A 14,889-nucleotide genomic window follows, 5' to 3' on the forward strand; every position below is an offset into this window, starting at 1 on the left:
CGACTTTTTCAGCACCCTGCTAAACGCACATCGGGTTTCACTGCTCGTCCCGTCACCGTGCCTCCGGTCCACGCGTTAGCTTGCGAAATGCCTCAGCGTACCAGTTCCGAGGTGCGTCGGCTCTCGCGCGGCGCCACACGTCAGGTTCTGCGCAGTTCGCGTACGGTGTGGGATCGTGTGCTCGCCGTGCTCGACCGCCTCGGCCTCGATGACCACGCAGTGCTCCTGCTATTCGGTGCCGTAATCGGTGTCGCGGCAGGCGCCGGCGTGGTGCTCTTCTACTGGTTCATCGACCTCAGCTACGCGGTCTTTTTCCGCTGGCCAGAGCAGGTACTCCCACAGCTGCCGCGCCTGCTGTATCGACCACTCACGACGGCGCTGGCACTCACCGCGGCCTGGTGGACCTGGCGTCGCCTGGGTCGTGGACAGGACGGTATGACGGTGCCCGATGTACAGCTCGCCGTCTTGCGTCGACGCGGCCGTATTCACTCCCGTCGTGCCGCCGGACGCACGCTGGCCAGCGCCATGACCATCGGCGGCGGAGGCTCCGCTGGCAGTGAGGGCCCCGTTGCGGTACTTGGCGCCACGCTGGGTTCGCTCATCAGCCGCCTGTTTCAGTTCCCCGCCGACCGCACACGCGTGTTCGTGGGCGCGGGTGCGGCCGCCGGCATCTCGGCCGCATTCAATGCGCCGTTGGCCGGTGCCTTCTTTGCGCTCGAAGAGATTCTGGGTTCCTTCCACGCGGCCCACTTTGCACCGGTGGTTGTGGCCAGCGTGGCGGGCGCCATTCTGTCGCGTTCCGTGTTCGGCAACCATCCGGCGTTTCTCGTGCCGGAGGACTACAGCTATCAGAACACCATCGAGGTGGCACTGTTCTTCCCCTTGCTGGGTGTCCTGTGCGCGGTGGTCTCGGTGCTCTTTGTGCGCTGGCACTTTGCCATTGGCGCGCGCGCGGCAGCCTGGCGCGAGCGGCACCCGCGCGCTGAGGTATTGCAGCCCATTGCGGCTGGGCTGCTCGTTGGTGGGATGGTGGTGGCGTCTCGTGGTCAACTCGTGGGGACCGGCCACCTGTCCATTCCGCTCGAAAGCTTCACGCACACCGCCTGGTGGGCGCTCCTGCTGCTGGCTGTGGGCAAGATTCTTGCAACCAGCGTGACGCTGCAGGGCGGTGGCTCCGGCGGCCTGTTCACACCATCACTCTTTGTGGGGGGCGCCGTTGGTGCGGCCATGGGTGTACTCATCCGCACCTTCATCCCCTCGCTGCCCATTGCCGTGGAGGCCTATGCGCTCGTTGGCATGGGTGCCGTGGTGGCCGCCACCACCGGCGCGCCGCTTACGGCCATCCTGCTGGTATTCGAGATCACGGGCGACTACGCGATTGTCCCGCCGCTCATGGTCTCGGTGGTGATCTGTCAGTTGCTGGCCCGGCGCTTCGAACGGGATGATCTGTACAGCGGTTGGCTCCGGCGTCGTGGGGTGGCGCTGCCGTCGCACGCCGCTCCTGCTCCCACACCGCCTCCACCGACGTCGTCATGAGTGTCTGGTCCTCCCTTGTGCAGTTCGCACTCGCGCTGGCGTTGCTGCTGGCCGCTGCCCGTTTCTTCACCAACGCCGCACAGCGCGTTGGGCTCGCGTTCGGCATGTCCCCGTTCGTGGTGGGCGTGTTCATCATTGCCATCGGCACATCGCTGCCGGAGCTCGTCGCCTCGCTGCTCAGTGTGCGCGAGGGCGCCTCAGAGATTGTGCCCGGTAACGTGCTCGGGGCCAACGCGGCCAATCTGCTGCTCAACATGGGGCTCGTGAGCGCGCTGGCCACGGGTGGCCGCATCGTGCTGGGCGAGGAGTATCTCTTCATCGACCTGCACTTCCTCATGGGCGCGATGCTGGCCGTCGCGACCACCATGGCTGATGGGCGCATTGTAGCCATTGAGGGCGGCCTGCTGCTGCTGGCCTACGCGCTCTACATGACCTATCTGGTGGTCGAGGGGCGCACCCCGTCGGCGGAAGCCGAGCACGCCGATGCCATGTCCGAGGTCAAGCAGCGACGCGCATCGCTCGCGCGCGACGCCGGCATTCTGGTGGTGGCGGGTGTGCTCATTTACGTGGGCGGTGACATGACGGTGCGCGCGCTGCAGGATGTGTCGCTCGCGCTGGGGATCTCGGCCGCTGTGGCCTCGGTCACCATTCTGTCCATCGGCACCTCGCTGCCCGAACTCGTGGTCAGTGTGTCGGCAGCGCGTGCTGGTCAGGCGTCGATGGCGGTGGGGAACGTGCTGGGCTCCTGCGTGTTCAATGCCTTGGCGGTGGCTGGCGCGGCGGGGCTGGCGAGCGGCAGCGACGGTGTCGTGGTTACCGACGCGCTGCGCTACTTCGCGCTGCCCTTCGTCGGCGCCTCGGCGCTGCTGTTTTATCTGCTCACTCAGGACAAGCGCATTTCGCGCTGGGAAGGCATGCTGTTCCTCATTCTTTTCTTGCTGTTCATGGTCAAGATGGGCGGTCTCGCGTGAGGCGGTGGTGTACCCTGCTGGTTCTTGCTGCCGCGTGGACTTCACCGACTTTTGCCCAACCCGCTGGCGAGGCTCCGCCAGCACCGGCCCCCGTGCCGTTCCGTGTGGGCGAGGTACTGACCTACAAGGCGAGTTTTGGTGGCATTCCCGCCGGCAGTGCGCGCATGGAAGTGGCCGGCATTGACACGGTGCGGGGCCGCGCCGCCTATCATCTCGTGTTCAGCATCGATGGGGGCATCCCGTTCTTCCGGGTGCACGACCGCTACGAAAGCTGGATCGACGTGGCCACCCTCGCCTCGCTGCGCCATGTGCAGCAGATCAGCGAGGGACGCTACAAGCGGCACACGGTGTACGAGATTTTCCCGGAGCGCGCGCAGTACCAACGCAACGACGAGCCCATGCAGACCAGTGTCTCGCGGCCCCTCGACGACGCGTCGTTCATCTACGCCGTGCGGGTGGAAGCGCTGCGACCCGGTGTCACCAAGCGCGACGATCGCTACTTCCGTCCCGATCGCAATCCCGTGATTCTCACCGGTTTGCGCCTCGACACCATCAAGGTGGATGCCGGCACGTTTCCCACGGTGGTGGTGCGACCCACCATTCGCGCCAAGGGCCTCTTCTCGGAAGGAGGAGAGGCCCAGGTCTGGTTCAGCGATGATGCGGCGCGCATCCCCGTGCAGGTGCGCACGAAGTTCGCAAAGTTCCGTCTGACGCTGTCACTCAAGTCGGTGGATTACGGCAACGAAGCGCGTTGACGCCAGAGCGGATTGGCGTGTTCGTGTGCCGTTGACGTGTGACGACGCAGGTCGCGTCCGTCGGCCGTCACACTGTAGACCTGCCAGTTGTAGAAATTGCCGAGGATTTCGTGCGCCGACACGAAGGCAAGGCGTGCGCCATCGGGTGACCAGGCCGGAGCCCGCTGTTCACCATCGGGATCGAGCGTCATGAGGGCCTGCTCCGTCACCGGCCGGGCGTTGGCATCAAGCCGCACGGTCCAGAGGTCACCCACGAGGGAGCTGCTGCGGCGCACAAACGCCACCGTGCGCCCATCAGGCGACCAGGCCGGAGCCCGATCCGAGGCCTCGGCATCAAGTGTCAGGGCCTGCACGTCGCCGCCATCGTCCCGCATGGATTCGAGCCGCGCCACCATATAGCCGTCGGCACTGCGCTGTTCGTGGGCAAAGGCAATGCGGTAGGTGCCGTTGATGGGCTGCGGCGACCAGGTCGGGCCTTCGTATGAGGACTGGCCGCGCACCGCGTTCGTCAGGCGCACGAGACCCGTCCCGTCAAGATTCATGACGTAGATGTCGCCGGGATTGAACAAGCCCACCGGCCCGCCCGGCATCCAGCCGCGAAACGCGACCCGCTGTCCATCCGGACTGATGGCCGCCTGATCCGCGAGCAGACTATCCATGCGGATGCCCGCCTGAACCCGCAGACGGCCCGCGACGCCCAGGCTATCCAGCGTCGCCGCACACAGCGTCGTGCCGTGGCCGGTGGTGCAGGTCATCAGCAGGTCCCGCCCGTTGGGCGCAAGGCTGGCGTCATAGGCACCGGCGAGGTCGAGCACCGGCTGAACCGCGCTGTCGATCAGACTGGCCGGCGACGCGGAATCGCCAACCACAAACGCCGTGCGCATGAGGCGCGGCCGGAGGATCGGACTCATGTCCGACTCGTGACGATCGAACAGCAGGACGTAGGGGCTGGCAGGCCGCGGTGGCGTGGAGTCACGCGGCGGTACCGAATCCCGCGGCGGGGTGGAATCGCGCGGGGGCACCGAATCGACCGGGGGCGCCTGAGCCGGCTCATTGGGGCCGGCAAGCGTGGCGTTGTCGGCGCAGGCCACGAAAAACAGCGGAGCCGACACCAGCAGCAGTGCCCAGCGGCTGCGGCCAAGGGCGCGGGCGGCAGGCACGGGAGACTTCGGAAACATCGGACCGTCCGGATCTATGAGAGCAGGGTGAATACCTGAGTATTCGGCTCTACCCGGTTCGTCCCACCCCCGTCACATCAGGGGCCTGCCCCGGGCCGGGCTACGCGCTCCGGCCCCGGGGCGTCCGCATGGTCAGTCTCCGGCTTCGAACTCGGGGGCCATGCCCACGGCCCCGCCTGCCACCGGCTGCCGTCCCGTGAGGAAGAGCTTGAGCCGGTCACCGATGCCATGCACGATGAGGTAGGCGCAGGGCACCACGAAGAGGGTCAGCAACGTGGACACCGACAGGCCACCGATGACGGTGATGGCGAGCGGCTGCATGAGCTCCGAGCCTTCGCCGATGCCAAGCGCCAGCGGCAGCATGCCAAGCAGCGTGGTCATGGTGGTCATGAGAATGGGACGCAGTCGCACCGCGCCCGCGTCCACCACCGCCTGCTCCATGGGGGTGCCCAGCGCCCGATACTCCTCGATGTATTCCACGAGCAGAATGGCGTTGTTGACCACAATGCCCGCAAGCAGGATGACACCCAGCATGACGGGCGCCGAGAGCGGCGCGCCGGTGGCCCAGAGTGCCACACCCACCCCGATGAGCGAAAGCGGGATGGCCAGCAGGATGACAAAAGGATTGAGCATGCTCTCGTATTGCGTGGCGAGCACCACGAACACGAGAAACACGGCCAGCGCCACCACTAGAAGGAGCTGGCGATTGTTCTCCTCGATGGCCTCTTCTTCGCCACCCACGAGCACGGCATAGCCGTCCGGAATCTCGAGATCGGCCAGTCGTGCCCGCACCGAGTCGGCCACTACACCCGGCGAAGCCACGGTGGTGATCACGTCACCACTGATGCGCAGTCGACGGATCTGGTTCTCGCGATTGATGTCGGTGGGCCCGAGTTCGGTGCGCACATCGGCCACGTCACGCAGCATGACCGGCGCGTTGCCCGCGCGCTGTGGCGGGAAGAGCGCCACGGTGCCGATGTCTTCGGGGCTCGCAAAGCGTCCGCGCGGCAGCATGACGCGGACATCGATTTCGCGATTGCCCACGGCATAGCGCGTGGCGACCGTGCCGTCGAGTGCGGTGCGAATGGTCTGTCCCACCGTCGCGACGTCGAGACCAAGGTCGGCCGCGCGTTCGCGATCGAGGCGGATGGACAGGGTGGGGCTGGCCTCTTCGCTCGAGGCTTCCATGTTTTCGAGGCCCGGCACACCACGCACGCGCTGCGCGACCTCGCGGCTCAGGCGCTGCAACTCGTCGAGATTGTCGCCCTGAATGGCCACGCTGAGGTCGGAGCCCGTGGACGAGGTGCGCAGACCACGAATGCGCGGCGGCCGCACCCCGACACGTGCACCGGCAAATCCGGCGTTGTTGATGGAATCCTGCAACTGCCGCACCCAGACGTCGGCCGACATGTCGCGCTCGCTCGGCGGCACGAGACGGATGTCCATGGACCCGCGCCCCGCGCGGTTGGATGTGGCGTTGCCAAACAGAAAACCGCCGGCGGTGCTGAACACGCTCTGCACATGCGGCATCGTGCCCACGATACGCTCGACCGCCAGCGTGACGTCGTTGGTTTGCTGCGGCGTGGCGCCGGGCGGCAGGCGAATGAACGCCCCCACCCCGCCGTCGTCCACCTGCGGCAGGAACTCGCTGCCCTGATCACGCACCAGCCAGGCCGCGCCAACCAGCGCGCCCATGGCAGTGCCAAGGACCACCCAGCGCCAAGGCAGCAGCTTCTGAGTCACCCGCCGATATCCCTGGCGAACGCGTGCCATGAGAGCGTCGAAGGCCACGAAGGGCCGCCAGGTATCGAGGCCGCTCTTGAAGCGGACTTTCGACAACTGCGCGGCCAACATGGGCACGAGGGTGAGCGCCGCAGCCAACGAGGCCGCAATGGCAAACGAAATCGTGAGAATGAGCTCACGGAAGATGAGCGCAGAGAGTCCACTCACGAGCAGGAAGGGCACCACCGCCGCAAGGTTGGTGGTGGTGGAGGCCACCACGGCACTGGTGACTTCCTGGGCGCCGATGTGCGCCGCTTCCACCGGATCGGTCACACCTTCCTCGTCTTTCTTGCGGAAGATGTTCTCGAGCATGACGATGGCATTGTCCACCAGCATGCCCACACCGAGGGCGAGTCCGCCCAGCGACATGATGTTGAGGGTGAGGTCGGCCATCCCCATGAGCACCAGCGTCGCCAGCACCGCTATGGGAATGGACAGACCGATCACCAGCGTCTTGCGCAGCGATTGCAGAAACAGCAGCACCACCAGCATGGCGAGGCCCGCGCCAAGAATGGCGGAGTCGCGCACACTGTTGACCGAGTTGCGAATGAATCCGGCCTGATTCTGGATGACTTCGTACTGAATGTCCTCCGGAATGAAGCGATTGCGCGCCAGTTCACGCAGACGGGCATCCACCTGATCGGCGGCTTCGACCGTGTTGCCATCGGGTTGCTTGCGAATGGAGACCTTGATGGCCGGCACGCCATTGAGGCGCGCCCAGAGACGCTGCTCCTGATGCGTGTCTTCGACCGTGGCCACGTCGGTGAGCGGAATCTGACGGCCACCACCCACAGGCAGCAGTACACCACGAATGTCTCCAACCGTGCGGAAGCGCCCCGAGGTCTTGCCCACCACTTCCTGATCAAGACCGGAAATGCGACCGGCGGCCACGTCCTGATTCTGCGTACGCAGGGAGTTGATGACCTGCGAGACGCTGAGGCCGTAGGCCTGCAATCGTTCCTGATCGAGCGTGACCTGCACCTCGCGGACGAGCCCCCCACTGATGTCGAGCGACGCCACGCCCTGCACCGTGAGCAGCTGCGGACGCAGGCGATCCTCGATCCAGGTGCGGAGGTCGGTCAGGTCGCGTGTGGGCGACGAAAACGCCACCTCGTAGATGGGCGCTTGTGTCGGATCGGACTTGCCGATGGTCGGCGCTGACGCCTCGATGGGCAGCTGTGAGCGTGCCCGATTGAGATTGGTGGCCGCGTTCTGCAGCGCAATGTCGATATCGGTGCCGTACGAAAAGTGCAGCTCGACACCCACGCTGCCTTCCTGAATGCTCGTTTGAATGAGCGTGAGATTCTCCGTGGTGGCGAGCGCCGCCTCGAGCGGTTTGGCGATGGTCTCTTCCATCACGCTCGGCTCGACACCGGGGTTGCTCACGCCCACGCGGATCTGCGGATACACAATGCGTGGCAGCAGATCGAGCGGCAGTCTCGACACAAACAGCCAACCCAGCACGAGGATCACGCTGGTCAGCGTGACCGTACCGATGGGTCGGCGGATGGACCAGCTGGCAATCCCGCGATGGCGTGGTGCGCTCATGGCACGTTGCCCACGGCCGGACGCTGGCCCACGGTCGACAGTGAGTCCCGCGGACGGGTTTCCACCGGCGCATCGGGCGCATTGGGTGACACGACACGCACTTCGCCGCCATCACGGAGGAACGTGGCACCAGCCACCACGACGGAGTCGCCCACCTTGAGGCCTTCCGTGATTTCCACGCGGCCCTCGAAGGTGGAGCCGCGTTGCACGTCGCGCCGCACGGCCTTGCCGCCCTGCACGACATACACCACCGCGCCACGCGGATTCTCCAGCACGGCAGTGATGGGCACCATGAGCAGATCAGTGCGCGGCGAAAGTGTGAACACCGCGCGCGCGAGATAGCCGGGCTTCACGTCGCGGGCGGCTGCCCCGTTGATGGCCACTTCCACCGGAACCAGACGCGTGGTGCTGTCGGCACTCGGGAAGATGCGACGAATGGAGCCGGTGATCTCGCGGCCCGGCAGGGCATCGAGACGCACGGCCACCTTGCCGCCTTCGCGCAACGAGGCAATCAGCAGCTCGGATACGGGCACGCGCACCACAAGCGTGGAGAGATCCGCCACGGAGAACAGACGCAGCTGCGGCGACGCCACATCACCCGGTTCGACGCGACGCTCGAGCACGACGCCATCGGCAGGCGCCGTGACGGTGGCAAATCCCCGACGCACGCGCAACTGATCGCGGGTCGAGCGTGCCGACGCGAGGGCGGCCTGTGCGGCTTCGTCTTCGGTTACGGTGATGACGCCCGCCGCTCGCAGCGTGGTCGAACGCGCTGCCGCCGACTCCGCCACCTTGAGGGCGACTTCGGCGCTTGCCAGTTGGGCGTCGACCTCGGGCACCGCGAGCCGCGCCAGCACCTGGCCGGCCCGCACACGATCGCCCTCTTCCACCGCCACGGACTCGAGCACGCCCGCCAACTGACTGACGACGCCAATCGTGCGCAGCGGTTCGACCAGGCCCGTCGTGGCCACGTCACGCGCCACGTCAGCGCGGCTCACCACCTCCACCTGTACGGGCTCCACGCGTGCACCGCGTCCGCGCCCGCCGCCGGGACCGCCGCCGCCAGGCCCCCCGCGCGCGCCATTGCTCGCCGCTCCCGCGCCGGGACCACCCGATGGTGGATTGTCCTTTGAACAGGCAGTGGCAGACGCGAGTGTGAGCGCCAGCAGCGCAAGCGACCCACAATGAACGGGCACGAAAGCAGATCTACGCATCAGGAACCGCGGAATCGAGTCGAGAATCAGTGGGCGGCCGGGACCGCTGCCCCATGGCTGCGCCCGCGGAAGCGAACTCCGGAAGCACGGCGCAGCAGCGCTGCGCGGAGAGACTGGCCGGAACCGGCCAATACCCTGTATACGCCCCGACACGGGCCGATGTTAACGCCGTGTCCCCGCCAAATGGCGCCTGTCCCGGGCTACAGACCGCCGTAGCAGACGTACTTGATCTCCTGAAACGCTTCCAAACCTTGCTTTGATCCCTCTCGCCCCATTCCCGACTGCTTGACCCCACCAAACGGGGCCACCGTGGTGCCAATGAGACTTTCGTTGACACCCACCATGCCGTACTCGAGTGCTTCAGCCACGCGCCAGCAGCGCGCCGCATTTTCGCTGTACACGTAGGCCGCCAGTCCATACGGCGTATCGTTCGCGCGTGCGAGGACGTCCGCCTCTGTTTCAAAACGCTGCACGGCCGCCACCGGTCCGAAAATCTCTTCCTGACTGATGCGCATGTCCGCACGCACGTCGGCAAGAACCGTGGGCTCGAACCAGCGCCCATCGTGCACCTGTCCGCCACACAGCAGTTGCGCACCGGCCTCCACCGCGTCGTGCACGAGCTGATACACCTTGTCGGTGGCTCGCTCGGAGATGAGCGGCCCCACCTGCACCGACGTGTCACGGGGTGGTCCGCTGCGCAGCGCCTGCACCGCCTGCGCAAGCTGCGCCACAAAGCGATCGTGCACACCCGCCTGCACAAACACACGATTGACACACACGCAGGTCTGGCCATTGTGGCGGAACTTGGCCGCCATCGTACCACGTACGGCGCGCTCGATGTCGGCGTCGTCAAACACCAGCACGGGTGCGTTGCCGCCCAGCTCGAGTGAAAGCTTGGTGAGGTGCTGCGCACTCTGCGCCACCAGCTGCTTGCCCACCGCAGTGGACCCGGTGAACGACACTTTGCGCACCCGCGCATCCTCGAAGAACACCGCGCCCATTTCTGCGTTGTGTGACGTGGGCAGCGTGCAGTACACCGCTGCCGGGATGCCCGCCTCGTGCGCCAATCGCTCGGCGTAGAGCGCCGTGAGCGGCGTTTCCGTGGCCGGCTTGATGATGACCGGACAACCTGCGGCGAGTGCAGGCGCCACTTTGCGCGTGATCATGGCCAGCGGGAAGTTCCAGGGCGTAATCGCCGCCACCACACCAATCGACTGCCGCAGCACCAGCAAGCGCCGATCGCGCGATGGCGACGGAATGATCTCGCCGTAGCTGCGCCTGGCCTCCTCGGCGAACCACTCCACGAACGACGCGGCATAGTCCACTTCGCCGAGACTTTCCGCGTGGACCTTTCCGGCCTCCCGCGTCATCAGATCGGCGAGCGGCCTCTTGTGGTCGAGCAGCGCGTCATGCCAGCGACGCAGCAGCCGCGCCCGATCGGCCGCCGGACGTTCACGCCACTCGCTCCAGGCCCCGTGCGCCCGCACAATGGCCGCCCGTGCATCGTCGGGCGTGTGATCGGTCACCATGTCCACCAGGGCACCGGTGGCAGGATCGTGCACGGGAAACGTCAGGCTGGCCATGCTCGGGAATGCAAGGGGTGGGAAGGCGTACGCTGACATGTTAGCGTGTGAGCAGCATGAACGCCGCGTCTCTCGTCCTGCCCCTCGACGTCTTCGGACGTCGTCGGCTCAAGGTGGCCTTTGTCGGCACACATGGTGTGGGCAAGACCACACTGTGTTTCGATCTCGCCGCGCAACTCAAGCGGCTCGACCTTGGCGTGGATCTCGTGAAGGAAGTGGCGCGTCGCTGCCCACTGCCCATCAACGAAGACACCACCTACGACGCACAGGCCTGGATTCTGCACACGCAGATTGCCGAAGAACTGGCGGCCGCTGCGCAGTACGAGGTGGTGGTGTGCGATCGCTCGGTGCTCGACAACTACGCGTACCTGGTGGCGCGACTGGGACGGCGCGAGGAGCTCGAGCCGCTGGTGCGCGAGTGGGTGTGCGGCTACCACGCGCTTTTCAAGGTGCCGGTGCTGCAGGCCCCACGCTTTGACGGCAAGCGCGCGGTAAGTCCGGCGTTTCAGCAGGAGATCGACGAGATCATTGACGACCTCGTGCGTGATTTTGCGGTCCCGGTGCATCATCTCGATCCCGGCGACCGCGATGGCTGGACGACACAGGCGCTCCTGCAGCTTGGACTGCCCACACAGCCACCGCAGATCGATTTGTTCGCGTCGCGCGAGTCGCTCGCGTAACAGCAGGACCCGTTCGGCGACGACTCATGCCGACGGCTTATGCCGACGGCGCAGCCGACTCTGCGAGCAGACGCAGGGTGCGGCCCCACGGGTCGGTGATCACCTGTTCCGTAGCGTCTGCCCTAAAGCCCGCGTCCTGCACCTGCGACAGTACGCGCTGCACATCAGCCGCGGTTGGCAGCACCACCTGCCACTCGGCCAATCGCGCGTCGAGCGGACCAGGTGACCCGGCGCCAGCCGCCCAGGTGTTCACTCCAAGATGGTGGTGGTAACCACCGGCCCCGAGAAACAGCGCGCCGGGATAGCGCCACACCATGCGTGTGAAACCCATGGCATCGGCGTAGAAGGCGCGTGCCTTGCCCAGATCACCCACATGTAGATGCAAGTGGCCCATGCGCGTGCCGCGCGGCATGCCCTGCCACGCGGTGTTGCCGGCCGAAGCCAACACGGACGGCATGTCGATGGGATCGGTCGCCATCATCAACTCACGTCCCAGTCGCTGCCATTGCTCACGCGGCCGATCGACGTACACCTCGATGCCAAGTCCATCCGGATCGGTGAGGTAGAGCGCCTCGGACACGAGATGATCGCTCGCGCCTGCCCGTGCACCGATCGCGGACAAGTGCCGGACAAAGCGGCCCAGTGACGCGCGATCGGGGAGCAGAATGGCGAAGTGATAGAGGCCGAGGCGGGAGCCGGGGCGAATGGGCGTGATGCCGGGTGCGGTGTCGAGTACCACCAGCGGCTCAAGGTCACCGGCAGCGCCGAGGGACAGTGGCTGGCCGGGAGCCGGGGGCTGGAGCGGAACGAGACCGAGCACTTGCTCGTACCAGGCCTGGGAACGGGCGAGGTCGGAGACGAGCAGACGCACGGGCCCGAGACGCAGCGCGTCGGGGAGCGGAGTGACCGCTGGCGCTTCGCCATAGCTGCCGGGGACAGCGGGCTGCGGGGCGCGGTTCGAGCCGAAGATGTCGGCGGTGGTGACGGACATATGAGAATGTTAGTTGTTTAACCGATAGTTGGCAAGCTCTTTAACTGCAGCGCTCCGTCCACTGTTCTGAGCCGTGGGCGATAGGTGGTGGGTTTGAGTGGATTGGCGTGTACATCGCGTGATCCGATGGATCGCGAGGTGCAGCGTCGGCACCACTCTCACCCAGAGCTCACAGCGCAAAGCCCACGGCGGTGGATGGCGAACCCGAACCCCTCCCCGCCGTACGGGTACCACAGCCAAACCCACACCATCACCTTTCACCCATGTCCCTGCTCCGCTTCCTCGCGCTCCTCGTCCTCCCGCTCCAACCCCCCGCCTCCGCCAAGCCCGACGTGGCCTTCATGCAAGGCATGATCGCCCATCATGCCCAGGCGCTGACCATGAGCGCGCTCGTGCCTGCGCGCTCAGAGCGACCGGAGCTGCTGGCGCTGGCGGAACGCATTGTCGTGTCGCAGCAGGACGAGATCGCCATCATGCAGTCCTGGTTGCGCGAGCGAAAGCAGACTGTACCGCAGGTATCGGACGCCGCACATGCCGCACACCGCGCGCCCGGCCACAGTGCACATGACATGCCGGGCATGTTGTCGGCGGCGCAAATGGATTCGCTCACGGCGGCCACTGGTGCGCCGTTTGAGCGGCTGTTCCTGCGCTACATGATTCAGCATCACGATGGCGCTTTGCGCATGGTGGCCGATCTGCTGGCCACGCAGGGTGGTGCGCGCGACCCGCAGGTGTTTCAGTTTGCCTCCGACGTGGACACCGATCAGCGCGCCGAAATCCGTCGCATGCGCGCGCTGCTCGATCGGCTGCCGTCCGGCACTCCCTGATGTTCCCCGTCGGGCCGGCGGGCTCGATGCAGGTTCTTTCCTGATCACTTCACGACACGACACGCATGATTCGTTCGACCGTTCGTCATCGCGCGCTGCTCGCCGCGACCTCGCTGGCCGCGTCTTCACTGGCCCTGTTCGCCACGCCCGCAGAGGCGCAGGACCCGCGCGTCGGCCTCAAGGTCGGCTTCCAGGATGCCGGTGAAGCCATTCGCCATCTCACGCTGGTGTCGCACACCCCCAAGCAGGATGGCTGGTTCAATCCCAACAACCTGGGTGACTTCGGTTTCGCCAACTCCGACCTGGCCTTCCAGAAGAATCTCGTGTTCCAGGGTGGGTGGCACGGCTGGCAGGCCTGGGACATCAGCAACCCCAAGGCGCCGCGTCTGCGCAAGGCCTTCGTCTGTCAGGGTGGACAGGGCGACCTGTCCGTCCACGGCAATCTGCTCTTCATGTCGGTCGAAGATCTCGTGGGTCGCGTGGACTGCGGCACGCAGGGCGTGAGCGACACGGTGAGCGCGGAGCGCTTCCGTGGCGTGCGCATCTTCGACATCAGCGACATCGACAATCCGAAGCAGGTGGCCGCTGTGCAGACCTGCCGCGGCTCGCATACACACACGCTGCTCGTGGATCCCAACGACAAGGCCAACGTGTATGTGTACGTGCAGGGCACCGGCCCGGTGCGTTCGCCCAATGAATTGGCCGGCTGCAACGCGCAGCCCAACGATGCGGGCACGTCGCTCTTCCGCATTGAGGTCATCAAGGTGCCACTCGCTGCGCCGCAGAACGCGGAAGTGGTGAGCATGCCGCGAGTATTCGCTGACGCTGCCGGCAACGCGGCGGGCCTCTGGAAGGGCGGTACGCACGGTGAGGGCACGCAGAACACGGCCATCACCGATCAGTGCCACGACATCACGGTGTATCCGGCCATCGGTCTCGCGGCCGGCGCCTGCTCGGGCAACGGCATCCTGCTGGACATCAAGGATCCCGCCAATCCCAAGCGCATCGACGAAGTCATCGATCCCAACTTCGCCTACTGGCACTCGGCCACGTTCAACAACGCGGGCACGACCGTGCTGTTCACCGACGAGTGGGGTGGTGGCACGGCGCCGCGCTGCCGCGTCACGGACAAGCCCACCTGGGGGGCCAACGCGCTCTTCAAGCTCGGCGAGGGCCGCAAGCTGCAGCAGGTGGGCTACTACAAGCTGCCGGCCGCGCAGGAAGCCAGTGAGAACTGCGTGGCGCACAACGGCTCGCTCATTCCGGTGCCGGGCCGCGATATCATGGCGCAGGCCTGGTATCAGGGCGGCCTCTCGGTGTTCGATTTCAGCGACCCGAGCAAGCCGGTCGAAATCGCGTATTTCGATCGCGGCCCCATCGCGCCGACGCTCACGCTGGCCGGTTTCTGGAGCACCTACTGGTACAACGGCCACATCGTCGCGTCAGAGATCGGCCGCGGCCTCGACATCTTCGAGCTGCAGCCGAGCGAGTTCCTGACGAAGAACGAAATCGAAGCAGCCAAGTTGGTGCAGGTGGACGAGCTCAATCCGCAGATGCAGACGCGCATCACCTGGCCGGCCGCGTTCCCCGTGGCGCGCGCCTATGTCGATCAGCTTGATCGCGCCAATGCGCTGCCCGATTCCCGCATTGCCAGCATCAACAAGACGCTCGATGCGGCCGAGAAGGCCAGCGGTGGCGCGCGCAAGCAGGCGCTGTCGCTGCTCGTGTCGCAGTTGGCCGGCGAGGCCAGCCGGTCAGGTGACCCGGCCAAGGTGCGCCTGCTGCAGGACGTGCTGCGACAGATGGCACGCTGAATCGGCCGGG

Annotated in this window: 11 protein-coding genes; 6 read left to right on the forward strand and 5 right to left on the reverse strand. The window is 66.1% G+C overall.

What is annotated here, in order from left to right; genetic code table 11:
- Positions 1 to 87 precede the first annotated feature (87 nt).
- Genes B2747_RS09965 through B2747_RS09975 form a run of 3 tightly spaced genes read left to right on the forward strand, consistent with a single transcriptional unit; the run spans position 88 to position 3,262 of the window.
- Complete coding sequence (locus B2747_RS09965; RefSeq protein ID WP_291159892.1) at positions 88 to 1,536, forward strand: chloride channel protein; 1,449 nt, start codon at positions 88 to 90, stop codon at positions 1,534 to 1,536.
- Positions 1,533 to 2,507 carry a sodium:calcium antiporter gene (locus B2747_RS09970; RefSeq protein WP_291159895.1) on the forward strand — a complete coding sequence of 325 codons (975 nt, stop codon included), beginning with the start codon at positions 1,533 to 1,535 and terminating at the stop codon, positions 2,505 to 2,507. The genes B2747_RS09965 and B2747_RS09970 overlap by 4 nt, the downstream gene beginning before the upstream one ends.
- Positions 2,504 to 3,262 (forward strand): DUF3108 domain-containing protein, encoded by a 759-nt coding sequence (locus B2747_RS09975; RefSeq protein ID WP_291159898.1) that lies wholly within the window; start codon positions 2,504 to 2,506, stop codon positions 3,260 to 3,262. Before B2747_RS09970 ends, B2747_RS09975 begins: the two co-directional genes overlap by 4 nt.
- Here the strand turns inward: B2747_RS09975 and B2747_RS09980 are convergent.
- The 4 genes from B2747_RS09980 to B2747_RS09995 form a co-directional block, all read right to left on the reverse strand.
- Positions 3,241 to 4,422: a TolB family protein gene (locus tag B2747_RS09980; RefSeq protein ID WP_291159901.1), complete on the reverse strand. Its 1,182-nt coding sequence runs from the start codon at positions 4,420 to 4,422 to the stop codon at positions 3,241 to 3,243. The two genes, B2747_RS09975 and B2747_RS09980, sit on opposite strands and share 22 nt — an antisense overlap.
- Before the next feature lie 150 nt (positions 4,423 to 4,572).
- Positions 4,573 to 7,770, reverse strand: coding sequence for an efflux RND transporter permease subunit (locus B2747_RS09985; protein ID WP_291159904.1), 3,198 nt, complete (start codon positions 7,768 to 7,770; stop codon positions 4,573 to 4,575).
- Positions 7,767 to 8,966 (reverse strand): efflux RND transporter periplasmic adaptor subunit, encoded by a 1,200-nt coding sequence (locus B2747_RS09990; protein ID WP_291159906.1) that lies wholly within the window; start codon positions 8,964 to 8,966, stop codon positions 7,767 to 7,769. Before B2747_RS09990 ends, B2747_RS09985 begins: the two co-directional genes overlap by 4 nt.
- A 218-nt stretch (positions 8,967 to 9,184) precedes the next feature.
- Positions 9,185 to 10,567: an NAD-dependent succinate-semialdehyde dehydrogenase gene (locus B2747_RS09995; protein ID WP_291159909.1), complete on the reverse strand. Its 1,383-nt coding sequence runs from the start codon at positions 10,565 to 10,567 to the stop codon at positions 9,185 to 9,187.
- Positions 10,568 to 10,623: 56 nt separating this feature from the next.
- Between B2747_RS09995 and B2747_RS10000 the strand changes: the two genes are divergently transcribed.
- Complete coding sequence (locus B2747_RS10000) at positions 10,624 to 11,247, forward strand: ATP-binding protein (protein ID WP_291159912.1); 624 nt, start codon at positions 10,624 to 10,626, stop codon at positions 11,245 to 11,247.
- Positions 11,248 to 11,284: 37 nt separating this feature from the next.
- On the opposite strand, the gene B2747_RS10005 is transcribed toward B2747_RS10000, so the two are convergent.
- Positions 11,285 to 12,238 (reverse strand): VOC family protein, encoded by a 954-nt coding sequence (locus B2747_RS10005; RefSeq protein ID WP_291159915.1) that lies wholly within the window; start codon positions 12,236 to 12,238, stop codon positions 11,285 to 11,287.
- 263 nt (positions 12,239 to 12,501) lie between these two features.
- Here B2747_RS10005 and B2747_RS10010 point away from each other — a divergent pair, with 263 nt between their 5' ends.
- Positions 12,502 to 13,065, forward strand: coding sequence for a DUF305 domain-containing protein (locus B2747_RS10010; protein ID WP_291159918.1), 564 nt, complete (start codon positions 12,502 to 12,504; stop codon positions 13,063 to 13,065).
- A 65-nt stretch (positions 13,066 to 13,130) separates the two neighbouring features.
- The gene (locus tag B2747_RS10015; RefSeq protein ID WP_291159921.1) at positions 13,131 to 14,879 is read left to right on the forward strand and encodes an LVIVD repeat-containing protein; all 1,749 of its coding nucleotides are present in this window, start codon (positions 13,131 to 13,133) and stop codon (positions 14,877 to 14,879) included.
- Positions 14,880 to 14,889 lie beyond the last annotated feature (10 nt).

This window comes from Gemmatimonas sp. UBA7669 (assembly GCF_002483225.1).
Lineage (GTDB): Bacteria > Gemmatimonadota > Gemmatimonadetes > Gemmatimonadales > Gemmatimonadaceae > Gemmatimonas.

What these genes read in the sequence shown, in the direction of transcription:
- B2747_RS09965 (WP_291159892.1), top strand. Translation starts at nt 88, where the DNA reads ATGCCTCAGCGTACCAGTTCCGAGGTGCGTCGGCTCTCGCGCGGCGCC.
- B2747_RS09970 (WP_291159895.1), top strand. Translation starts at nt 1,533, where the DNA reads ATGAGTGTCTGGTCCTCCCTTGTGCAGTTCGCACTCGCGCTGGCGTTG.
- B2747_RS09985 (WP_291159904.1), bottom strand. Translation starts at nt 7,770, where the DNA reads ATGAGCGCACCACGCCATCGCGGGATTGCCAGCTGGTCCATCCGCCGA.
- B2747_RS09995 (WP_291159909.1), bottom strand. Translation starts at nt 10,567, where the DNA reads ATGGCCAGCCTGACGTTTCCCGTGCACGATCCTGCCACCGGTGCCCTG.
- B2747_RS10000 (WP_291159912.1), top strand. Translation starts at nt 10,624, where the DNA reads ATGAACGCCGCGTCTCTCGTCCTGCCCCTCGACGTCTTCGGACGTCGT.
- B2747_RS10005 (WP_291159915.1), bottom strand. Translation starts at nt 12,238, where the DNA reads ATGTCCGTCACCACCGCCGACATCTTCGGCTCGAACCGCGCCCCGCAG.
- B2747_RS10010 (WP_291159918.1), top strand. Translation starts at nt 12,502, where the DNA reads ATGTCCCTGCTCCGCTTCCTCGCGCTCCTCGTCCTCCCGCTCCAACCC.
- B2747_RS10015 (WP_291159921.1), top strand. Translation starts at nt 13,131, where the DNA reads ATGATTCGTTCGACCGTTCGTCATCGCGCGCTGCTCGCCGCGACCTCG.